The following is a 22,465-nucleotide window of genomic DNA, read 5'->3' as shown; positions in this document are numbered from 1 at the left end:
GCCATGAATGTGCGATTGAAACGTGCCAGAGAGCTGGCAGGCTATGCGGTGCAGCTGACAAAGGACGAGGGTCTGGGCACTATGCTGGCCCGGGGCGCGGGCTTTGTCAGGCGGCGGTGCTTTGGCAAAAAGGCCCGCTACCTGCCCGCCAAAAAGGTGCTGGAAGCCCAGAGAGCCGAAATGGCAGGAAAAAATTTTGAAAACTGCCAACTTTCGACGATTTCCGTGTTGACACCGTTGTATAATACTCCTGAGGTGTTTCTGCGGCAGTTTCTGGATTCCTTCGTGAACCAGACCGCCCCCAATGGTGAGCTCTGCCTGGCGGATGCCTCCGATGCCGCCCACAGCAGTGTGAAAGATATTGTAAGGGACTATCAGGCAAAATATCAACACATCGTATACAAAAAGATCGAAAACAAGGGCATTGCGGCCAACACCAACGCCGCCGCTGAACTGGCATCGGGGGAATATCTGGCGCTGGCCGACCACGATGACATCCTTGCGCCCCACGCCATGTATACCATGGGTCAGGCGATCCGGCAGCTGCGTGAGGCAGGGGAGCCGGACGGCTTCCTGTACAGCGACGAGGCCCTCTTCACCAAAAAGATCGAAAAGCCGCTGGTGGCCCACTTTAAGCCCGATTACGCCCCGGATTACCTGCTCTGCTGCAACTACATCTGCCATCTGGCCGTGTTCCGGCGGGAGCTGTTCGAGCAGGTAGGCGGGGAACGCCCCGAATGTGATGGCAGTCAGGACCACGACCTTTTCCTCCGGCTCATTGAGCAGGTGGGCGGCGCGGCCCATGTGCCGCAGGTGCTCTACTACTGGCGGGTGCACGAAGGCTCGACCTCCGGCGGCACCGATGCCAAGCCTTACGTTGCCAAAGCGGCAAAAAAGGCGCTGGCCGACCATCTGGAGCGCACCGGCCGCACCGGTACCATAGAGGATGGCCTGTACCCCAGTACCTATCGGGTCAGGTGGGACATTGTGGGGAAGCCGAAGGTGAGCATCCTCATCCCCAACAAGGATCACACCGAGGATCTGGAAAAGTGCCTGCAGAGCATCTGGAAAAAGACCACCTGGGACCGGTTCGAGGTCATCGTCATCGAGAACAACTCCACAGACACGGCCACCTTTGCCTATTACGAGAAGGCCCGGCAGCGGTACGATGGCCTGAAGGTGGTCACCTACCCGGACAAGGGCTTCAACTTCTCGGCCATCAACAACTTTGGCCGGAAAGCGGCAGAGGGCGACTACCTGCTGCTGCTCAACAACGATGTGGAAGTGGCAAACGGCGACTGGCTCACGGAGCTGCTCCGGCAGTGCGCCCACCCCGGCGGTGCGGCGATCTGCGGTGCCATGCTCTGGTACCCGGATGAGACCATCCAGCACGCAGGGATCGTGACGGGTCTGGGCGGCTACGCGGGCCACAGCCACAAGTATAAGAAGAAGGGCGGCAGCGGCTATCTGTTCCGCACCTCTACCGTGCAGGACTTCTCCGGTGTGACCGGTGCCTGCCTGCTGGTAAAGACCGCCGTCTATGACGAGATGCACGGGCTGGACGAGCAGTTCGCCGTGGCCTTCAACGATGTGGACTTCTGCCTGCGGGTGCGGGATGCGGGCTACCGCATTGCCTGGACCCCCTACGCTGAGCTCATCCACTATGAGAGCAAGAGCCGGGGCGGGGATGAAAAAGACCCCGTCAAGGCGGCCCGCTTTGCGGCGGAGCAGCAGCGGCTCTACACCATCCACGGCAAGGAAAACATTCTGGATGACCCCTACTACAACCCCAACCTGACCCGCGACCGGGAGGATTTTTCGGAGAGCGACGATCTGCGCAGGTTGAAAGAGGGCAGGGTAACGGTAAGATTCCGGGGAGGTACCCTCCAATGAACATCAAGGGACACTTTGAGACCATCACCCGGCATAAACTGCTGGTGATGAAGTATTGCTTTGAATGCGGCCTTTATCAGCAGGGCCTGACCCATGACCTGAGCAAGTACAGCCCCACCGAGTTCATCCCGGGCTGCATCTACTATCAGGGCGACCACAGCCCCAACGAGGCAGAGCGGGCCGCCCGGGGCTATTCCTCGGCATGGCTCCACCATAAGGGCCGCAACAAGCACCATCTGGAATACTGGATCGACTACACAACCAACAAATCCGGCCTGGGCGGCATGAAAATGCCCCTGCGCTATGTCTGCGAGATGGTCTGCGACCGCGTGGCGGCCAGCCAGATCTATCTGGGCGACAAGTACACCGACGCATCCCCGTGGCAGTATTATGAAAAGAGCAAGGATCACTATCTGCTCCATCCCGAAACAAGGGCGCTGCTGGAAAAGCTGCTGCTGATGGTCCGGGATCTGGGGCAGGAGCGCACCTTTGCCTACATAAGATTTCTGCTCGGGTGTGAAGATAACGATTAAATAACATCAAGGAGGCATTGCAATGAAACGTTTCAAAAAAGTTCTGGCACTTGTTCTGGCCGGTGTTCTGGCACTGGCAATGCTGACCGCCTGCGACGGCACCACCGACTCGGATAAGATCATGCCGGACGATGGCACGGTCGAAGTGGTTATGACGATCAATAATACCGCAGCTAATAAGGGCCTGGGTCAGGTCGAATACAGTGCAAAATACAGTGCTGTGACCAAGGCATTGCTGGAAAACTGGCTGGAATGGCGTAATGACGGCAGCAATACAAAGTATCGTGAGAATTATGATAAGATCACGGCAGAGCTGGGCAATGTCAAGATCGTGGTTGGTCTGACCAAGGATACAACTCCGCTTGCAGCGCAGGCCAACTATAATCCGGCTACCAGAACCAGCTTCAAATATGATTCTCTGTTCAAGGACGAGAGCGCATTCAATCTGGCTGAAAAGATCGGCGTTGCATACGTTCCCACTTCTAACGGCACTGTCTATCAGGCGGTCTGCCTGTTCGACGTGAACTGAGCATCACACAACGCCAAAACAGCATAACGCATAAAAAGCCCCCGGAAGCGGCGCGAACCGCTTTCCGGGGGCTTTTGTGTCAGAGAAACTGCTTACTGCTCGTTCTCGTAGATCTTAATATAGTGGGGGGCGTTTCTGTCCTGCACAAAGAGAAGCGTGCAGGTGAGTGCGGCGGCTAAGAACGTGAAGATGGCAAGCAGAGCTTTGAGAACTTTCATGGTATCCGATCCTCCTTGGCGGGCATGGCCCGGTCGTTCAAATGCGGAGCAGGGGACGTTCCGCAGGGTTATTAGCAACAGTATACCATAATCCCGGCAGAAAGGCAAACGGCAGTAAAGTTGCGTGAAGTTGGTGGTTGTTAATAAAAAAACAATTAGTTAGATGCGACTAATCGTTAAAAATGGCAAAGAAAAATGAGGAAATTGCATCATTTTGGTGCTGTTGTCGTTGAACTTCCGGCTGTAAAATGATACAATAACTGTGTTAAGCAGCTGCTGTCCCTGCCGTAGTGCGCCCGCATGAGGGCAGGGGTGGCAATTCAAGCAGAATGGGGGATTTATTCCATGTTGAACAAGCTGAAACGTGCGGCGCTTGGCGCGCATACGCCGCATGACAAGGCAACCGCTGCAAGCAAACCAGTTCCGATGCCTCTGCCCGCGCAGGTACGCATCCTGATGAGCCAGCACATCGGCGCTCCGGCGAAAGCCCTGGTCAAAAAGGGCGACGAAGTGTTTGTTGGCACTAAGATCGGTGAAGCAGGCGGTTTTGTCTCTGCAAATATCCACTCCAGTGTTTCTGGTACTGTGGCCGCTGTGGAACCCTTCCGTCTCTCCAATGGCCGGATGTGCGACTCTGTTGTCATCAAGACCGATGGCAAGCAGACCGTGGATCCTGCCGTGAAGGCACCTGAGGTCACCGACAAGGCCAGCTTCCTGGCAGCCGTGCGTGAGTGCGGCCTGGTGGGTCTGGGCGGCGCAGGCTTCCCGACCGATGTCAAGCTGCAGCCCAAGCAGACCGTGGACACCCTGCTCATCAACGCTTCCGAGTGTGAAGTCTGGCTGACCAGCGACACGCAGGAGATGCTGAACTGCAGCGATGATATCGTCCGCGGCATCGAGGCCGTGCTGAAGTACACCGGCATCCCGAAGTGCATCATTGGCATTGAGAACAACAAGCCCGAGTGCATCGAGCTGTTGAACCAGAAGACCAAAGACAAGCCCGCCATCGAGGTCAAGGCACTGCCCAGTGTTTACGGCACCGGCGCAGAGCTGATCCTGATCGAGAAGTGCCTGGGCCGCGAGGTGCCGCATGGCGGTCTGCCCGCAGATGCAGGTGCCATCGTGATGAACGTGACCTCTGTTTCTACCCTGGGCAAGTACCTGGCTACCGGTATGCCGGTGGTCGAGCGCACCATCACCGTGGACGGCGATGCCTGCGCAAAGCCCCAGAACCTGATCGTTCCCGTGGGCACTGCCTACGAGGATGTTCTGAACGCTGCCGGCCTCAAGGGCGGCGTGGAGCTGGGCAAGGTGGTTGCCGGCGGTGCCATGATGGGCCCCGCTGTGGAGAACCTGAGCTACCCCACCACCAAGACCACTTCCGGCCTGATCATGCTCAGCGCCGCTGCTGCAGAGCCCCCGCAGGTCAACCCCTGCATCCGCTGCGGCCGCTGCGTGGAGTACTGCCCCATGGGTCTGGAGCCCGTGGAGGTCAACCAGGCTTATGCAGCCCGCGACGTTCAGGAGCTGGGCAAGCTGCATGTTGATTACTGCTTCAACTGCGGCTCCTGCACCTTTGTCTGCCCGGCAAAGCGCCCCTGCACCCAGATGATGGGCCTGGCAAAGGCGTTCTACCTTGGTGAAATCAAAAAAGGAGGCAATAAGTAATGGATACGAAGCTTATTGTTTCGGCCTCCCCGCACCTGCGCAGTGAGGAAACGACCCAGAGCCTGATGGCCAACGTGATCGTTGCCCTGTGCCCCTGTGTGGTGGCCTCTGCAATCATCTTTGGTGCGCGTGCCCTGCTGGTCACTGCAGTGTCCGTTGTGGCATGCGTGGCCTTTGAGTGGCTGTACTGCAAGCTGCTGAAGAAGGCAAACCCCATCAGCGACCTGTCCGCTGTGGTCACCGGCATCATTCTGGCCATGAATGTGCCCGTGGGTATGCCCATCGGCCAGCTCATCATCGGCGACCTGGTTGCCATCATCGTGGTCAAGCAGCTGTTCGGCGGCATCGGCATGAACTTTGCAAACCCTGCACTGGTCGGCCGTATCGTGCTGTTCATCAGCTTTGCCGGTTCCATGAACAATTGGGTGTTCCCCGATGCAGCGGTTGACCAGCTGTCCAGCGCTACCCCGCTGGCTGTGGCTGACACCAGCAAGCTGAGCCTGCTGGATCTGTTCATGGGCGTGCACGGCGGTGTTCTGGGCGAGACCTGCGCTCTGGCCATCCTGCTGGGCCTGATTTATCTGGTGGCCACCAAGACCATCAGCATCGCCATCCCCGCTTCTTACATCGGCAGCATGTTTATCTTCTACCTGATCTCCACCGGCAGCCTGCACGGCGCACTGGTCGGCATCCTGTCCGGCGGCCTGATGTTCGGTGCTGTGTTCATGGCAACGGACTACGTTACCAGCCCCTTTACCCTGAAGGGCAAGCTGATCTACGGCCTGTGCCTGGGCATCGTCACCTTCGCCATCCGTCAGTGGGGCAGCTACGCCGAGGGCGTTTCCTTCGCGCTGCTGTTTATGAACCTGTGGGTCCCCTTTATCAACGATTGGACCCGTCAGACTCCTTACGGCTATGTTAAGCCTGCAAAGAAAGCAAAGGAGGGTGCTGGCAAATGAATAAGAATTCTTCCTGGGAGACCAGTGTAAAGCCTGTTGTTGTGCTGAGCGTGATCGCACTGATCGTCAGCCTGCTGCTGGCCATGGTCAACTCCTTTACGGCTCCCATTATTGAGGATAACCAGAAGGCCGCAACGCTGGCTGCCTATGTGGACGTGATGCCCACCGTTTCCAGCGCCTCCGATCTGGAGGAAGTGACCGACTACACCACCGAGAACATCACCGGTGCTGTAAAGGCCACCGACGGCTCCCTGGCCATCAAGGCTGAGGAAAAGGGCTTTGACGGCGGCATCCTGTCCGTCATCATCGGCTTCGACACCAACGGCACTGTCACCGGCATCTGGGTGGACGCTTCTACCCAGACCAAGGGCATCGGCAGCAACGTTGCCACCGACAGCTTCCTTGCTCAGTTCGATGGCATGGATGGCACCCAGAACATCACCCTGGGCCAGGGCTACGACGCATACAGCGGCGCAACCATTTCCTCTAAGGCTCTGTTTGCCGCCATCAACGATTGCATCAACTGCTACAACGAGTTGGCATAAAGGAGGTTGGTAAGAAATGGCAAGCGAAAACAAGTCCAAGGTAAGCATCCTTACCAACGGCATCATCAAAGAAAACCCCGTTCTGCGTCTGGTTCTGGGCACCTGCTCCTGCCTGGCTGTTACCACGGCAGTTTCCAGCGCGCTGGGCATGGGCGCAGCCTTCACCTTCGTGCTGGTGTGCTCCAACATCCTGATCTCGCTGCTGCGCAACGTGATCCCCGCTAAAGTCCATCTGCCCTGCTACATCGTCATCATTGCAGGCTTCGTGACCATCGTTCAGATGGTGATGCACGCCTACATGGACAGCCTGTACACTGCACTGGGCGTGTTCCTGCCCCTGATCGTTGTCAACTGCATCATTCTGGGCCGTGCCGAGATGTTTGCCTGCAAGAACAATGTGGTGGATTCCGCACTGGACGGCATCGGCATGGGCATCGGCTACACCCTCACCGTGGTGCTGATGGCCTCCATCCGTGAGATCCTGGGCAGCGGCACCTGGCTGGGCTTCCAGGTCCTGCCCGAGAGCATGGCCAAGATGAGCATTATGACCCAGGCTCCCGGCGCATTCTTCTGCTACGGCGTGCTGATGGCCGGCTGTGTCTGGCTGGAAGGCAAGCTGGATGCCCGCATCGAGCGCAAGAGCTGCTGCGACCTCGACAACCTGAAGAAGGAGGCAGAATAAGATGTTAGTCAAACTTGCTGCGATCTTCTTCAGCATGATCCTGGTGAACAACTACGTGCTGGTGAAGTTCTACGGTATCTGCCCGTTCCTGGGCGTTTCCAAGAAGCTGGATTCCTCCATTGGTATGTCCGGCGCTGTTATCTTTGTTATGCTGGTGGCAACGGCAGTCACCTTCCCCATCCAGATCTTCATTTTGAACCCCGCTGACCTGGGCTACCTGCAGACCATCGTGTTCATCCTGGTCATTGCAGTGCTGGTGCAGTTCATCGAGATCTTCCTGAAGAAGTATGTTGTTGCACTGTACAATTCTCTGGGCGTTTACCTGCCCCTGATCACCACCAACTGCTGCGTGCTGGCCGTGACCATTCTGGTCGTGGACGACTACGGCGCAGACGTTGCTACCCTTGGCTTTGCCGCTGCCTACATTGAGGCTCTGGTCTGTGCCGTGGGTGCAGGTGTCGGCTTTATGCTGGCCATGGTCATGTTCAGCGGCGTGCGCAAGCGTGTGGAAGCCTGCGATCCCCCGGCACCCTTCAAGGGCCTGCCCATCACCCTGATCGCAGCAGCCATCACCAGCCTGTCCTTTATGGGCTTCGGCGGTCTCGTCGAAAACCTGTTCAACGTGACGCTGTAAGGGAGGAACAGGATTATGAATATTGTATCTGCTGTGATCCTCTGTACCATCGTGGGCGCGATCGGTGCCGTTGTTCTGGTGCTGGCCGCAAAGTTCATGGCGGTTGAGGAAGATCCCCGTATTGAAGAAGTTTCTGCCTGCCTGGCCGGTGCAAACTGCGGCGGCTGCGGCTACGCCGGCTGTGCCGACTACGCAAAGGCCGTTGTTATGGACGGCGTTCCCTGCGACAAGTGCGCCCCCGGCGGCCCCAAGGCTGCTGCCGCCATTGCCAAGATCATGGGCGGCGAGGCAAGCGCTGTGGAGAAGAAGGCTGTGGTCCAGTGCCAGGGCAACTCTGAGCACTGCAAGCCCAGCTACGAGTACAAGGGCATCCAGACCTGTGCCGCTGCTGCCACCCTGTACGGCGGCCCCAAGACCTGTACCTTTGCCTGCATCGGCCTGGGCGACTGCACCAAGGTGTGTAAGTTCGATGCCATCCACATTGTGGACGGCGTGGCCAAGGTGGACAAGGACAAGTGCACCGGCTGTGGTGCCTGCGCCAACATCTGCCCCAAGCACGTCATTATGATCGACGCAGGCGGCCCCCGCAAGCCCGTGGTCATGTGTTCCAATCAGGATAAGGGTGCTGTGGCAAACAAGCTGTGCACCACCTCCTGCATTGCCTGCGGCATGTGCGAGCGCACCTGTAAGTTTGATGCCATCCACGTTGTGGACGGTGTGGCCCGTGTGGACTACGACAAGTGCAAGGGCTGCGGCATGTGCGCCCAGAAGTGCCCCAAGCACATCATCCTCTTCCCGCTGAAGGACGATCCGAATCCCCCCAAGCCCGTGGTGAAGCAGGCTCCGAAGCCCGCTGCCGCTCCTGCCGCTCCGGCAGAGCCCGCCGCAAAGGCTGAGGAGGCAAAGGCTCCCGAAGCCCCCAAGGCTGAATAAGCGGAACCCATTGTAATATGGTAAAGCGCCCCCATTGCTCCTTTGAGTGATGGGGGCGCTTTTTGGTGGCTCAACCCCCCAGTCGCCTGCGGCGACAGCCCCCGCTAGTAGGGGGGCCCTTGGCATTTCGTAAAGCCCGACCTCTTTGCCAAGGCCGCCCTTATTAGGGGCGGTGGCATTGCGAAGCAATGACGGTGGGGTTCTTCCTCTCCCCCGAAAACTTTTTTCAAAAAATCTTGAAAAAAAGTGAAAGGAATCTGCGTTTCATGTATTATAGAGAGTGAAACTGCGAATGTATAACACAAAACTGCGTGAGATATCAATGCGGCGGGCGGTGCGGATAAGTTAGACTGCGCTACTCCCCGCAATATATTACGGCGGTTCATAACGTGCTGTATATCGCAGAATATTTTGTCTGAAAAGGGGAAGGAAAAATAAAATTTCACTATTGAAAATACTGGATATACATGCTATAATTACGATAATGGGTTTGTCTGGTAAAAATAACCTGCCGAGAGAAAGAAAGCCGACAAAGGTTGGATATCTTTTTCCTCGGCTTTGCCAAAAATACTATGATGCAGGGAGGGCTCCACTGTGCGGAAAAATCATCACGGAAAAAAAGATAGGCTAACGTGAAAAGAATGCGTAAAGTATCCCCCGGGCTTGTCTGCATCGTGCTGGGTGTGGTGCTCCTGCTGGCGGCGGGCGGCCTGTACGCCTACAACCGCTACGAGGATGCCCACGCCGGTGCCGAGGCCCAGACCGTGGTGGCCGACCTTCAGCAGAAGGTGGAGACCCCGGAACCGGAGGCAGAGAGCGGCCCCCTGGACCCCGAGCTCCCGGTGGTGGAGGTCGATGGCAACGAATATGTGGGCGAGATCTCCATCCCCGCCATCGGCATTGACCTGCCGGTGATGAGCGAGTGGAGCTACCCCCGCCTGAAGATCGCCCCCTGCCGCCAGTTCGGCTCTTCCCGCACCGATGATCTGGTCATTGCGGCGCACAACTACGAGAGCCATTTCGGCAAGCTGACCTCCCTCACAGCGGGGGACAGCGTCACCTTCACCGATATGGACGGCATCGTGAATGAGTACGTCGTGAACAAGGTCGAAGTGCTTGACCCCCACAGTGTGGAGGAAGTGGAACACAGCGGCTACGCCCTGGTGCTGTACACCTGCACCTACGGCGGCAAGACCCGTGTCACCGTCTTCTGTGATCGTGCATCGTAAAAATCAAGGCTGAAAAACAAAAAGAAGCCCCGACATTCGTCGGGGCTTCTTTTTTACTATGTGGGAACTCCCTCCGTCATTGCTGACGCAATGCCACCTCCCTCTCAGAGAGAGGCTTTTCGCTGCCGTAAGGCTCCCTCCTAGAGGGAGCTGTCGCCGGAGGCGACTGAGGGAGTTACTGTTTTTTCCACCGCCGCATCACGCCCATACCCAGCGCATAGGGGCCGGTGTGCACGGCAATGGTGCAGCCGATCTGCAGCAGGACCACATTGCACTCGCAGGTGGGGTACTTGGCGCGCAGGGCGGCGCGGGTCTGCATCCAGAGCCGCTTGCCCTCGTCGGCATCGTAGCCGTAGCCCACCGTGATGCAGTAGTCATCGGGTGTGCCGTTGTGTTCGGCCAGATAGGTCATCAGCAGGTCGAGGGCCTTCTCAAAGCTCTTCTGGCGGCCGCGGGCCACGCCGGCGGAGAAAATCTCGCCCTCCTTGAACAGGATCATGGGCTTGATGCCCAGAATGTTGGCGGCACGGCCTGTGACTTTGCCGATGCGCCCGCCCTTGATGAGATAGTCCAGATTACCCACCGTGAAGAAGATCTGGTTGGTGATCTTTTCCGCTTCCAGCCAGGTCACGGCTTCGTCCAGCGTACAGCCTGCATCCCGCATGGCCACCGCGTTTTCCACCACGATGGATTCGGTCACGGTGGCGGCGGTGCTGTCAATGACCTCGATCTTTGCGTCGGGGAAATCCTCCAGCACCAGCTCCCGGGCGTTGCGGGCACTGCCTACGCAGCCGCTCATCTTGCTGGTGAAGCAGATACAGAGCACCGGGCGGCCCGCCTCGGCATGGGCCCGGAAGGCGGTCTCAAAATCCTCCAGCGAAGGCAGGCTGGTCTTGGGGTAGGCCGCGGGGTTATCTACCATGAACTGGTAGAAATCGCGCACGGCGATCTCCTTGCCTTCCTTGCGGTAGTGCTCACCGTCCAGCGAGACATAGAAGGGGATGATCTCAATATTCAGTGTTGCGGCCGTCTCAGGGGTCAGGTCACAGGCGCTGTCCGTGATGATATCAAACATAGTCACGCTTCCTTTTCAATGCGGCGGGTTCTGTGGCGCGGATCAGACGTTGTGATGGATGTAGGCCTCACGCTCGGCACCAACGGAGATGTAGGTGATCTTGCAGCCAATAGCCTTTTCCAGATACTCAACGTAATCGCGGGCTTCCTGGGGCAGATCCTCCCACTTGCGGGCAGCGGTGATATCGCAGTGCCAGCCGGGCAGATACTCCACCACGGGCTGTGCGGTGTCCAGAGCCATGCCCATGGGGAAGCGCTTGGTGATGGTGCCGTCGGTCAGCTTGTAGCCGGTGACCACGGGGATCTTCTCCATGTAGTCCAGCACGTCCAGCAGGGTCAGGGCAACCTCATCGCAGCCCTGGCAGAACACGCCGTAGTGGCTTGCCACCAGGTCGATGGGGCCAACGCGGCGGGGACGGCCGGTGGCTGCACCGTACTCGTGGCCAGCCTCACGCAGGGCGTGCTTCTCTTCCTCGGTCATGGCCAGCTCAGTGACAAAGGGGCCGTCGCCCACGCAGGAGGAGTAAGCCTTCATCACGCCGATGCTGTTGGTCAGCTTATGGCCCGGGATGCCTGCGCCGATGGGGGCGTAAGCGCCGATGACGTTGGAGGAGGTGGTGTAGGGGTAGATGCCGAAGTCGATGTCGCGCAGAGCGCCCAGCTGGGCCTCGAACAGCACCTTCTTGCCGGCGGCATCTGCGTCAGCCAGATACTGGCCCACGTCGCAGATGTAATCCTTGAAGATGGCGGCATACTTCTCCAGCCATGCCCACATCTCGTCCACGCTGATGGGGGCGGAGTGGTAGCTGCCCTCCATCACCAGGTTCTTGGAATCCACCATGGTCACCAGGCGCTTCTTCACGCTGTCGTCCAGGTGGAGCAGGTCGCCCATGCGCAGGGTCTTCTTCATGTACTTGTCACCGTAAGTGTAGGCGATGCCGCGCTTGGTGGAGCCGAACTGTGCGCCGGTCTTGGCCAGGCGGGCCTCTTCCAGGCCGTCCTGATCCACATGGTAGGGCATGGTGATGGTGGCCCGGTCGGAGATCTTCAGGTTATCGGGGGTGATGGTGATGCCCTGCTCCCGCAGCTTGTTGATCTCGCCGTCCAGATGGTGCGGGTCGATGACCATACCGTTGCCCATCACGCAGACAACGTTGGGGCGCAGGATGCCGGAGGGCAGCAGGTTCAGCACGAACTTGCCGCGCTCGTTCTTCACGGTGTGGCCTGCGTTGTTGCCGCCCTGATACCGTGCAACGATGTCATACTCCTGGCTGATCAGATCGACCATGCGGCCCTTGCCCTCATCGCCCCAGTTGATACCCGTAATTGCAGTAAGCATAATAAATGACCTCTTTATCATTTTTTCAAAAGACAGCCTTTTCCGTGCACCTTGCCCGGGATACGCCACCTTGGGAATCTGTACCGCCCGCGGAAATGTCCGCAACAATACAATTATAGTATAGCACGAAACGCAGAACAAAAAAAGAGGGAAGAAATACTTTTCTCTCAATTATCCACAGGGCGCTCCTCTTCGTGATGCTGCTTTAGTTCTTCTTCCCCAGCTTGTGCACAGTGCCATCCGGCTCTTTGATCGAGGTGTTGTTCAGCTGGGCGCGCAGGCTGGCCTTTACGTCCGCAACATACTCCTGCCGCAGGGCCTGCTGCTCTGCCTTTTCGGCATCGGTCAGGCCGGTGGTCTTGCTCTTTTTTGCCAGCTCGTTGATACGGGCAATCTTCTCGTTTGTCATCGCAGTTCTCCTATTAGATAAAATGTGATATAATATGACCGGGATGCCCCTTCCGGCAGCTGCGGCTCTTTTGGCGAGGCAGCAGGAGGGAGCTATTTGAATCAAAGCAAGTATAACAAAGGATGAAACCGATGTCAAAACAGTTGAATTTTGCACAGCAGATGGACGAAGTGTTGAAAACGCTGGGGCCGCAGCGGCCAAAGCTGCTGCTCCACGCCTGCTGCGGGCCCTGTTCCAGCGCCGTGCTGGAAAAGCTGTGCCGGTATTTTGAGATCACGGTGCTTTACTATAACCCCAACACCTGGCCTGCCGAAGAATACTACCGCCGGGGCGAGGAGCTGAAAAAGTTTGTGGCGCAGGCGCACCCGCTGGGGGTCACGGTCATCGAGGACCACTACGATCCGCAGGAGTTCTACACGGCTGTGCAGGGGCTGGAAAACGAGCCGGAGCGGGGCGGGCGGTGCACCGTCTGCTACCGTTTGCGGATGCGCCGGGCGGCACAGTACGCAAAGGAGCACGGCTTTGATTGGTTCACCACCACGCTCTCCATCAGCCCCCACAAAGATGCTGCCCGCATCAATCAAATCGGGCAGGAGCTTGAAGCCGAATTCGGCATCAGGCACCTGCCCTCGGATTTCAAAAAGCAGAACGGCTACCTGCGCTCTCTCCAGCTCTCGGAGGAGTACGGGCTTTACCGTCAGGATTACTGTGGGTGTGAGTTCAGCGCAAAGGCGAGGGGATGAACCGCTCAGTCGCCTGCTGCCTGCCTCTTCTGCCAGGAGCGGCGGCATTGCAAAGCAATGACGGTGAGATTTACTCCTCACGCATTCTGGACACCAGAATTGCAAAGACGATCAGCCCCACGCAGGGCACGATGTTGGTTGCCATACCAACAGCAAGACCGGCGCTTTCAGCTACCTTGCCGATGACCCAGGGCATCAGGATCGCGCCGCTGGATGCCACCGGCAGCATGATGCCCATGCTGGTCACGGTGGTCATTTTACCGGCGCTGGCCACGGCGGTGGGGTTCATACCGGCCATGGAAAAGGCAAAGGCGAACAGCAGCAGGATGGCAGGCAGCTGGCTGTGGGTCTGCATCATGGCAAAGTAGAAGGCAGTGCAGAAAACCGCCATAAACACCATGGCCTTGCGGGGCTGTTTGAGTGGGAACACAAAGGCGATGAGCAGGCGGCCGATCAGGGTGGCACCCCACATCACGGTGACGGTATAGGCCGCCAGCGTGCCTGCAATGATGCCGCTGTCCTTGAAGTAGGTGACCATCCAGCCCACAACGCTCTGCTCGGCGGCGTTCTGGCAGAACAGCAGGCCGGTGAGCAGCCAGAAGCGGGAGGAGCGCAAAAAGCTCCAATCGGTGACAGTTTCTTTGGCCTTGGCGCGGCCTGCCATGGGGGTGAACAGGTATACCAGCCAGAGCACCAGACCCAGCGCTGCCAGCGCCAGCACGGCCAGCGTGGTGCTGACCCTGGCAGCGGCAGAGATCAGAAAGGGGCAGAGCAGGGCACCGCAGGCGTAGCAGGCGTGCATGGTGTTCATGCCCCGGGTGCGGTCTGCAGAGTTGCCGCTGACAAGAATGGTGCAGGTGTTCAGGACACTGCCCTTGGCAATGCCCACAATGAAGAAGGCCAGCGCCAGCAGAATGGGCAGGCCGGTCAGGCTCATCAGGCCGTAGCCCACCGCATAGCCGATGGTCAGAAGCAGGACGCTGGGCTTCATGCCCATTTTTCCCACCAGCGCACCGGCCAGCAGGCCCGCCAGCAGGTTGCCGATGCTCAGCAGGCTGAGCAGGGTGCCGGTCATGCCGTAGGCAAAGCCGTATTCCTCCTGTAGCAGGCTGACCACCACACCGCTGGAAATGGTGCAGATGCCGCTGAAAAAGAAGGTAACGAAGCCCGCGTTCCGCAGGCGGGTGTTCCGTTGTTCCATAGGATTCTCCTTGCAGTATTCGGGGGCGCAGCGCCCATAGTTGCTTTTATTAAAGCATATTCTGGTCAGAAAGCAAGGGCTGTTGAGCCAGCAGAAGCAAAATCAGCGCCCAGTGGAAGCGCCCTGCCGTTCGGTGGGGCGCTTCTGGATTTTATTTTGCGTCTCCTATTGACAATGATCGAATCGTGCGTTATGATATTGTACGGCATCAAACAGTTCTAAAGAAAACAATCCTGCCACAAACAATTCAAAAGGGAAACCATTATGCACGATGAAAGCAACAAACAACCCTGCTGCAACCCCCCATGGGAGCCGCCGCAGGTCATCCCGGCACAGGTGCGCCGGGTGAACAACCTGATCTTCCGCAAGATCAACCAGTTCCACCGGGAGAACAACGTGGACAACGTGACCCCCATGCACGACTGGATCATGAGCTACCTCTACTGGCACAAGAACGAGCCCGTGTACCAGCGCGATATCGAACGGGAGTTCTCCATCACACGCTCGACCGTGACGAACATCCTGCAGCTGATGGAGCGCAAGGGCTACATCGAGCGCCAGAGCGTGCCGCAGGATGCCCGGCTCAAACGGCTGATCCTGACGGAAGAGGGGGGCCGCGTCCATGAAAAGACGATACTCTCCCTGCACCAGACCGATGAGTTTGTGGCCGGATTGCTGACGGAAGAGGAAAACGCAGAGCTTCTGCGGTTATTGAACAAGCTGCGCAAGGGGCTGGAATGACCCCTGCAAATAAACTTCAGGAGGATTACAACAGATGATCAAAAAACTTGTGTCACATCTGGGCGAGTACAAGCGCGCCGCGATCCTGACACCGATCCTATCTGCTCTGGAAGCCATCATGGATGTGCTGCTGCCCACCATCATGGCCTTTATCATTGACCAGGGCATTGAAAAGGGCGATATGAACGCCGTTGTCAAGTACGGCCTGCTCACCTTTCTGGTGGCGGCCATTGCCCTGCTGCTGGGCGTGCTGGCCGGCAGGTTTGCTGCCACGGCATCCACCGGCTTTGCAGGCAACCTGCGCGATGCGATGTATGAGAACATCCAGCATTTCTCGTTCTCCAACATCGACAAGTATTCCACGGCCGGTCTGGTCACCCGTATGACCACCGACGTGACCAACCTGCAGAACGCGTTCCAGATGATCGAGCGGATGTGCGTGCGTGCCCCCGTCCATCTGGTTTTCGCGCTGATCATGGCCTCCATGATCAGCCGCTCGCTGACCATGGTGTTTCTGGTGGCGATCGTGTTCCTGGTGGCAGTGCTGGCAGGCATTATGGTCCCCACCTTCGGCATCTTTGATAAGGTGTTCAAGAACTACGATAACCTGAACGCCTCCGTGCAGGAGAATGTCTCGGCCATCCGCGTGGTCAAGAGCTTTGTCCGGGAGCACTTTGAGAACGAGAAGTACACCAAGGCCTGCGAGAGCCTGTACAAGCAGTTCGTCCACGCCGAGAGCCGCCTGAGCTTCAACAATCCCGCCATGCTGGTCTCTGTGTACGGCTGCAACATCGCCCTGAGCTGGTTCGGCGCACATTACATCCTGAACGGTGCGATCACCACCGGCCAGCTGAACGCCCTGTTCGGTTACATTATGAACATCCTGATGGCCCTGATGATGCTGAGCATGGCCTTTGTGATGATCGCCATGTCCGCCGCTTCTGCCCGCCGTATCGTGGAAGTGCTGGACGAGACCACCGACCTGCCCGCCCCCAAGGCACCGGTGCAGCAGGTCAGGGATGGCGGCATCGAGTTCGAGCACGTTACCTTTAAGTATAAGCACGGCTCCGGCCAGCCTGTCCTGAACGATGTCACCTTCAGCATCCGGCCGGGCGAGACGCTGGGCATCATCGGCGGCACCGGCAGTGCAAAATCCAGCCTGGTGCAGCTGATCCCCCGCCTGTATGATGCCGAGACCGGCTCTGTCAAGGTGGGCGGCGTGGACGTTAAGGATTACAGCCTGGATGTCCTCCGCCGGGAGGTCTCCATGGTGCTGCAGAAGAACGTTCTGTTCAGCGGCACCATCCTCGACAACCTGCGCTGGGGCGATGAGAACGCCAGCGAGGAAGAGTGCATCCGGGTGGCCAAGCTGGCCTGCGCCGATGAGTTCATCGAGCGCTTCCCCGACAAGTACAATACCTGGATCGAGCAGGGCGGCTCCAACGTGTCCGGCGGCCAGAAGCAGCGCCTGACCATTGCCCGCGCGCTGCTGCGCAAGCCCAAGGTGCTGATCCTGGACGACAGCACCAGCGCCGTGGATACCGCCACCGATGCCAAGATCCGCAAGGCCTTCCGGGAGGAGATCCCCGGTACCACCAAGATCATCATTGCACAGCGCATCTCCTCCGTGCAGGATGCAGACCGCATCCTGGTGCTGGACAACGGCCAGATCAACGGCCTGGGCACCCACGAGGAGCTGCTCAAGACAAACAAGATCTATCAGGAAGTTTACAACAGCCAGACCCAGGGCGGCGGCGATTTTGACAAGCAGGGAGGTGAGCAGTAATGGCACAGGTGAAAGAAGTAAAGGGCCCCGGCCCCCGTAGGATGGGCGGCCCCAAGCCGAAGGTCGAGAACCCGGGCAAGCTGCTCAAGCGGATCATGGATGAGGTGTTCAAGCACTATCTGCCCCACTGCATCCTTGTGCTGGTCTGCATCATCGTCAGCGCGCTGGCAAACGTGCAGGCAAGCCTCTTCCTCAAGACCCTGATCGATGATTACATCGTCCCCATGACCAAGCAGGCCACGCCGGACTTCGGCCCGCTGGCAGGCGCACTGGTGCGCATCGGCTGCATCTACGCCATCGGCGTGCTGGCCGCATGGCTCAACGCCCGTATCATGGTCAACGTGACCCAGGGTACCCTGCGCAACCTGCGCGTCCAGCTTTTCACCCACATGGAAAGCCTGCCCATCCGGTATTTTGACTCCCACCCCCACGGCGACATCATGTCGGTGTACACCAACGATGTGGACACCCTGCGCCAGATGATCAGCCAGAGCATCCCCCAGCTGGTGTCCAGCGCCATCACCATCGTGTCCGTGTTCATCAGCATGTGCCTGATGAGCTGGCAGCTCACCGTTGTCACCATGCTGATGGTGGCCCTGATGCTGTTCTGCTCCAAGAAGATCACTTCCATGAGCGGCAAGTACTTTGTGGCCCAGCAGAAGGATCTGGGCAAGGTGAACGGCTACATCGAAGAGATGATGGAGGGCCAGAAGGTCGTCAAGGTGTTCACCCACGAGCAGAAGGCTCTGGATGGCTTCCGGCAGCTGAACGATAAGCTGAAGGAAAGCGCCAAGCAGGCCAACAACTACGCCAACATCATCATGCCCGTTACCGCACAGCTGGGCAATATCAGCTATGCAGTCTGTGCTCTGGCAGGCGCAGCCATGGCCGTTGGCAATGTCGGCGGCATGACCCTGGGTACCGTGATGGCCTTCCTGAGCCTGAACAAGGGCTTCAATATGCCCATCAGCCAGGTGTCCATGCAGGCCAACAGCGTGATCATGGCACTGGCCGGTGCGGAGCGTATCTTCAAGATGATGGACGAGACCAGCGAGACCGACGAGGGTTATGTCACCCTGGTCAACGTCAAGTATGGCAAGGATGACGAGCTGGTGGAGACCACCGAGCGCACCGGCATCTGGGCCTGGAAGCATCCCCACCACGACGGCACCACCACCTACCACAAGCTGGCGGGCGACATCACCTTTACCGATGTCGATTTTGGCTATGTGCCTGAAAAGACCGTTCTGCACGGGATCAACCTCTATGGCCGCCCGGGCCAGAAAATCGCCTTTGTCGGCTCCACCGGTGCCGGCAAAACGACCATCACCAACCTGATCAACCGCTTCTACGATATCGCAGACGGCAAGATCCGGTATGATGGCATCAATATCCGCAAGATCAAAAAGGACGATCTGCGCCGCTCTCTGGGCATCGTTCTGCAGGATACCCACCTGTTCACCGGCACGGTCATGGAGAACATTCGCTACGGCCGCCTGGATGCCACCGATGAGGAGTGCATTGCCGCCGCAAAGCTGGCCAATGCCGATGGCTTTGTCAAGCGTCTGCCCGATGGCTACAACACCATGCTGACCAACGACGGCGCAAACCTGTCGCAGGGGCAGCGCCAGCTGCTGGCCATTGCCCGCGCCGCGGTTGCCGATCCCCCGGTGCTGATCCTGGACGAGGCGACCTCCTCCATTGATACCCGCACCGAGGCGCTGGTCCAGCGGGGCATGGACGGCCTGATGTATGGCCGCACCAGCTTTGTCATTGCCCACCGTCTGTCTACCGTCCGCAATGCAGACTGCATCGTGGTTCTGGAGCAGGGCCGCATCATCGAGCGCGGCAGCCACGACGAGCTGATCGCCAAGAAGGGCAAGTATTACCAGCTCTACACCGGTAATCTGGCTGAAAATTAAAGAAAAATCGTAAAAAACGGAGCCGCTGTACAAAATGATGTGCAGCGGCTCCGTTTATTTTCAATTTGTTCAAATTCCTCACAAAGAAACTCCATTTTTATCCTGTACAATAAGGGTGCAGTCAGGGAGGAACAAAAAAACATCCTCCCAAGATGCCATGCAGGCAATGAAAACCGCGCATCTCCGGCAGAAGCCGGGCGGCGCGGCCCCTTTAAAAAACACTGTCCCCTGCTGATGCGAGGCAATAGCCAAGGCAGCGGACAGACTACCAACCATCTCCTGACAGCCGCAAATGTTTGGGAGTTCTCATACACAGCCAGCGCCGCTTTCTCCTCCTTTCTACGGCGCTGGCTGTTTTTGTTTGGTTCCCGCCGCCATCTCAGCGGCAGGGGGCTATCCGATCAGCACGTTCAGCTCAGATTCCTTTAATCTGGGCAGAGAGGAGACAGGGAGCATCATTTTCTCCATCCGATACAAGACCAGAGCGGGGCTCTGGTCTTTTTTTGCGGCAGAAGCCATAACACTGCGTGTAAAGGCGAGAATCCTGTCCTTTTTGTAGAAAAAGATCAGCTGCACATGGCCGGTGAACAGAGCAAACAGGGCTGTGCGCAGTTCCCGGGAGCCGAAGAGGAGGAGCAGGTCACTCTCCTCTAAAAAGAGAACGTCTGCCCGGTCAAGAAACTGCAGGGCGGTCTGGCACAGGGCCTCCCGCTGCGGCCAGTAGGGCGCGGCCTGCGCCAGCCGGGGAAGATAGCAGCAGAGCGCCCCGGCATCCCGGGCGGCGGCAAGGGCCTCGAGGTGAGCCAGCCGCAGGGGGCTGTCCACCAGCCCGGCGGAGGAAAAGCAGAAGGCAGAGGAGCCCCGGAACGGGGCGGCCTCCAGCTGTTCCGGCCCAAGGGCCAGCCCGGCGGTGTGGGCACGGTAGGGCAGAGCGGTGTCCTCTCCGGTGAACACCACCGGTGTGGGGAAGGCATCCGTGAAGCAGAGCAGGGAGCAATCCACACCATCCCCGGCAAGCCGGGCCGCCAGCTTACGGCCAAAGGGGTCGGCTCCCAGCTGGGCCAGCAGAGCCGCCTGCCCGCCCAATGCGGCGTACTGGCGGCAGAAGCCTGCGCCCCAGCCGCCGGTCTGCGCCCGGAATGTCTCCGTCAGCTCCGGAGCCGTGGCGGCGTTCAGCTCCAGCCAGACTTCGCCCAGACACAAAACGGACATGTGCACCCCTCCCTCCGCAAATAAAAATCGGGTTACAGTATACACGATTTGCCCACCGGATGCAACCGATCCGGGGCGAATCCAGACGGAATAAAAGTGCCCGCGGGCGGGAAAGGCTCGATTTTACAAAGACCACCTGTTTTTTACCAATGCCTGTTTTTCATTGCCCAAGGTTTACCTAAGATTTGCCTTACCATGGTTTCCCCTCTTTCTCTGAATGGGTACAATAGAACCGTTCCCAGGATACATTGCAACAGGGCCCGGGAGGGCTCAGGATAAGAGAGGAATTATCGTATGAAAGAACATAAAATGTCCCGCCGCAACTTCCTGAAAGTGGGTGCTGTGGCATCTGCCGCCGGTCTGATGACTGCTGCCCCTGTGGCTGCAAACGCTGCCGCTCCGGCTGCTTCCACCGCAGCTGACGAGGAGAATTGCTTTGGCCTGTTCCAGAAGAAGCCCAAGTACATCTTCCTGTTCATCGGCGATGGCATGGGCACCGCCCAGATCCAGTCTGCCCGGTTCTATCAGGGCACTGTCACCAACAACGGTGCCATCACCGAGGCAGAGCTGAGCTTTACCCAGTTCCCGGAGGTGGGCAGCGTGACCACCTACGACAGCACCTCCTTCTGCCCGGACTCCGCTTCCACCGCCACCTCCATCGCCTCCGGCAAAAAGACCGAGAGCGGTGTCATCAATATGTGCCCCTGGACCCGTGATGTGCCCTATGAGACCATTGCGGAGAAGCTCCATAAGCAGAAGGGCTACAAGGTTGGCATTGTTTCCACGGTGAATATTGACCACGCCACCCCTGCTGCCTTCTATGCACACCAGAAGACCCGCAAGAACTACTATCAGATCGGCGTGGAGCTGGCAAACTCCGGCTTTGAGTATTTCGCAGGCGGCGAGTTCCAGAAGGTGAACGGCGATGGCACCGGCCCCAACAACCACGAGGTGGCTGCACAGGCTGGTTACAATGTTGTCACCACCCAGGCCGGTGCTGCTGCCCTGAAGGCCGGGGCAGGCAAGACCCTGATCATTGCCGAGAACCTGGCCGACGGCAAGGCCATGAACTACGCCATGGATGCCGCTCCGGGAGAGTGGCAGCTGACCGACTATGTCCGCAAGGGCATTGAGCTGCTGGACAACAGCAACGGCTTCTTTATGATGGTGGAGTCCGGCAAGATCGACTGGGCCTGCCACGCCAACGATGCCGCTGCCTCCATCCATGATGTGATCGAGATGCACAACGCCGTGCAGGCCGCTGTGGAGTTCTACGCCCAGCATCCCGATGATACCCTGATCCTGGTGACCGCTGACCACGAGACCGGCGGCCTGGGCATTGGCTACAAGACCACTAACTACGACACCTTCCTGACCAACCTGGCCCACCAGAAGATGTCCTACGCAAAGTTCGATTCCACCTATGTGAACAACTACGTGAAGAATCAGACTCCTTTTGAGACTGCCATGCAGGATGTGAAGGCAAACTTCGGCCTGACCCTGCCCACCGACCCCGATGCCGCCAACGCAGGCAAGCTGCTGCTGACCGACTACGAGGTGGAGAACCTGCGCACCGCTTACGAGCGCACCCTCAAGGTCGGCTCTTCCAGCCAGAGCAAGATGAGCCAGCAGGATTACGAGCTGTATGGCACCTACATCCCCTTCAGCATGGCCATCTGCCACACCATCAACCACAAGTCCGGTGTGGATCACACCACCTACGCCCACACCGGTGCCATGGTGAACCTCTACGCCCGTGGTCAGGGTGCAGACAAGTTCCGCGGCGTGTATGACAACACCGAGATCTTCCACAAGCTGGCTGAGCTGACCGATGTGCAGTAAATAACCAGCCCATTTGTACCCCAAAGCCCTCCGGGACGAGACGCACCGGAGGGCTTTTTGTGTAGGCCGGAATTGTGCACCCCGCCAAAAATCTGCCCCGCGAATTGGGAAAGATGATGGGAGTTGTGGTTGCAATGGGCCGGAAAAAGGCATATAATAAGACCATCAACAGAGTAAGGTTATGCGCGTTAAGTGCCGCATCAACGGGGAGTTGTGCTGCGGACGAAGGTAAGACCCGCGGTGCATGGCCTGCATCCCGCTGCTGCATGGACTTGGGTGCAGATGGGGCCGTCTGCGGCCCCGTCTGGATGTGAACCGTTGAATCACGCCCTCCTTTGTGCGGTTTGTCACAGGGGAGGGCGTTTTGCATTGC

General features: G+C 58.3%; 21 protein-coding genes and 1 riboswitch. Of the genes, 15 read left to right on the top strand and 6 right to left on the bottom strand.

Going from position 1 to position 22,465, the window contains the following annotated elements; all coding sequences use genetic code 11:
- Positions 1-3 precede the first annotated feature (3 nt).
- Genes MTP40_RS12715 through MTP40_RS12705 form a run of 3 tightly spaced genes read left to right on the top strand, consistent with a single transcriptional unit; the run spans position 4 to position 2,955 of the window.
- Positions 4-1,893 carry a glycosyltransferase family 2 protein gene (locus MTP40_RS12715; RefSeq protein ID WP_249259490.1) on the top strand — a complete coding sequence of 630 codons (1,890 nt, stop codon included), beginning with the start codon at positions 4-6 and terminating at the stop codon, positions 1,891-1,893.
- Entirely contained in the window at positions 1,890-2,426 is a 537-nt protein-coding gene (locus MTP40_RS12710) for a DUF5662 family protein (RefSeq protein WP_097773294.1), read from the top strand. Before MTP40_RS12715 ends, MTP40_RS12710 begins: the two co-directional genes overlap by 4 nt.
- Before the next feature lie 22 nt (positions 2,427-2,448).
- Entirely contained in the window at positions 2,449-2,955 is a 507-nt protein-coding gene (locus tag MTP40_RS12705; protein WP_249259489.1) for a hypothetical protein, read from the top strand.
- Positions 2,956-3,047: 92 nt separating this feature from the next.
- Here the strand turns inward: MTP40_RS12705 and MTP40_RS14445 are convergent, their stop codons facing one another.
- Positions 3,048-3,173, bottom strand: coding sequence for a hypothetical protein (locus tag MTP40_RS14445; RefSeq protein WP_005935143.1), 126 nt, complete (start codon positions 3,171-3,173; stop codon positions 3,048-3,050).
- 345 nt (positions 3,174-3,518) lie between these two features.
- Here MTP40_RS14445 and rsxC point away from each other — a divergent pair, with 345 nt between their 5' ends.
- The 7 genes from rsxC (at position 3,519) to MTP40_RS12670 (ending at position 9,823) form a co-directional block, all read left to right on the top strand.
- A complete protein-coding gene (gene rsxC / locus MTP40_RS12700; RefSeq protein WP_242699417.1) occupies positions 3,519-4,841 on the top strand; it encodes an electron transport complex subunit RsxC in 1,323 nt (440 codons plus the stop codon).
- Positions 4,841-5,800, top strand: coding sequence for an RnfABCDGE type electron transport complex subunit D (locus tag MTP40_RS12695; RefSeq protein WP_249257462.1), 960 nt, complete (start codon positions 4,841-4,843; stop codon positions 5,798-5,800). The genes rsxC and MTP40_RS12695 overlap by 1 nt, the downstream gene beginning before the upstream one ends.
- A complete protein-coding gene (locus tag MTP40_RS12690) occupies positions 5,797-6,345 on the top strand; it encodes an FMN-binding protein (RefSeq protein WP_005935149.1) in 549 nt (182 codons plus the stop codon). The genes MTP40_RS12695 and MTP40_RS12690 overlap by 4 nt, the downstream gene beginning before the upstream one ends.
- A 16-nt stretch (positions 6,346-6,361) precedes the next feature.
- A complete protein-coding gene (gene rsxE, locus MTP40_RS12685; protein WP_005935151.1) occupies positions 6,362-7,027 on the top strand; it encodes an electron transport complex subunit RsxE in 666 nt (221 codons plus the stop codon).
- A 1-nt stretch (position 7,028) separates the two neighbouring features.
- Complete coding sequence (locus tag MTP40_RS12680; RefSeq protein ID WP_005935153.1) at positions 7,029-7,661, top strand: electron transport complex protein RnfA; 633 nt, start codon at positions 7,029-7,031, stop codon at positions 7,659-7,661.
- Between the two features lie 15 nt (positions 7,662-7,676).
- Complete coding sequence (locus MTP40_RS12675) at positions 7,677-8,594, top strand: RnfABCDGE type electron transport complex subunit B (protein WP_005935155.1); 918 nt, start codon at positions 7,677-7,679, stop codon at positions 8,592-8,594.
- 641 nt (positions 8,595-9,235) lie between these two features.
- Positions 9,236-9,823: a sortase gene (locus tag MTP40_RS12670; RefSeq protein ID WP_097771585.1), complete on the top strand. Its 588-nt coding sequence runs from the start codon at positions 9,236-9,238 to the stop codon at positions 9,821-9,823.
- A 175-nt stretch (positions 9,824-9,998) separates the two neighbouring features.
- Here MTP40_RS12670 and MTP40_RS12665 read toward each other — a convergent pair whose 3' ends face one another.
- The 3 genes from MTP40_RS12665 to MTP40_RS12655 form a co-directional block, all read right to left on the bottom strand.
- Positions 9,999-10,898: a DegV family protein gene (locus MTP40_RS12665; RefSeq protein ID WP_097771586.1), complete on the bottom strand. Its 900-nt coding sequence runs from the start codon at positions 10,896-10,898 to the stop codon at positions 9,999-10,001.
- A gap of 42 nt (positions 10,899-10,940) precedes the next feature.
- Positions 10,941-12,236, bottom strand: coding sequence for an adenylosuccinate synthase (locus tag MTP40_RS12660; protein ID WP_249259488.1), 1,296 nt, complete (start codon positions 12,234-12,236; stop codon positions 10,941-10,943).
- Between the two features lie 205 nt (positions 12,237-12,441).
- Positions 12,442-12,645 (bottom strand): DUF896 domain-containing protein, encoded by a 204-nt coding sequence (locus MTP40_RS12655; RefSeq protein ID WP_005935179.1) that lies wholly within the window; start codon positions 12,643-12,645, stop codon positions 12,442-12,444.
- Positions 12,646-12,767: 122 nt separating this feature from the next.
- Here MTP40_RS12655 and MTP40_RS12650 point away from each other — a divergent pair, with 122 nt between their 5' ends.
- A complete protein-coding gene (locus tag MTP40_RS12650) occupies positions 12,768-13,388 on the top strand; it encodes an epoxyqueuosine reductase QueH (RefSeq protein ID WP_097773305.1) in 621 nt (206 codons plus the stop codon).
- A gap of 70 nt (positions 13,389-13,458) precedes the next feature.
- Here the strand turns inward: MTP40_RS12650 and MTP40_RS12645 are convergent, their stop codons facing one another.
- On the bottom strand, positions 13,459-14,589 hold the full coding sequence (locus MTP40_RS12645) for an MFS transporter (RefSeq protein ID WP_097771590.1): 1,131 nt from the start codon (positions 14,587-14,589) through the stop codon (positions 13,459-13,461).
- A 264-nt stretch (positions 14,590-14,853) separates the two neighbouring features.
- On the opposite strand from MTP40_RS12645, the gene MTP40_RS12640 reads away from it, so the two are divergent.
- Genes MTP40_RS12640 through MTP40_RS12630 form a run of 3 tightly spaced genes read left to right on the top strand, consistent with a single transcriptional unit; the run spans position 14,854 to position 19,038 of the window.
- A complete protein-coding gene (locus MTP40_RS12640; protein ID WP_156076360.1) occupies positions 14,854-15,330 on the top strand; it encodes a MarR family winged helix-turn-helix transcriptional regulator in 477 nt (158 codons plus the stop codon).
- Positions 15,331-15,364: 34 nt separating this feature from the next.
- The gene (locus MTP40_RS12635; RefSeq protein ID WP_249259487.1) at positions 15,365-17,116 is read left to right on the top strand and encodes an ABC transporter ATP-binding protein; all 1,752 of its coding nucleotides are present in this window, start codon (positions 15,365-15,367) and stop codon (positions 17,114-17,116) included.
- Complete coding sequence (locus MTP40_RS12630; protein ID WP_249259486.1) at positions 17,116-19,038, top strand: ABC transporter ATP-binding protein; 1,923 nt, start codon at positions 17,116-17,118, stop codon at positions 19,036-19,038. Before MTP40_RS12635 ends, MTP40_RS12630 begins: the two co-directional genes overlap by 1 nt.
- 393 nt (positions 19,039-19,431) lie before the next feature.
- On the opposite strand, the gene MTP40_RS12625 is transcribed toward MTP40_RS12630, so the two are convergent.
- Entirely contained in the window at positions 19,432-20,250 is an 819-nt protein-coding gene (locus MTP40_RS12625) for a PfkB family carbohydrate kinase (RefSeq protein ID WP_249259485.1), read from the bottom strand.
- A 294-nt stretch (positions 20,251-20,544) separates the two neighbouring features.
- On the opposite strand from MTP40_RS12625, the gene MTP40_RS12620 reads away from it, so the two are divergent.
- Positions 20,545-22,092, top strand: coding sequence for an alkaline phosphatase (locus MTP40_RS12620; protein ID WP_156060176.1), 1,548 nt, complete (start codon positions 20,545-20,547; stop codon positions 22,090-22,092).
- Between the two features lie 167 nt (positions 22,093-22,259).
- Positions 22,260-22,356, top strand: a riboswitch (THF riboswitch).
- Positions 22,357-22,465: the final 109 nt, after the last annotated feature.

Source organism: Faecalibacterium sp. IP-3-29, from assembly GCF_023347335.1.
Lineage (GTDB): Bacteria > Bacillota > Clostridia > Oscillospirales > Ruminococcaceae > Faecalibacterium > Faecalibacterium duncaniae.
The sequence above is the reverse complement of the archived record's forward strand: the minus strand, read 5'-3'. Positions and strand labels throughout refer to the sequence as shown.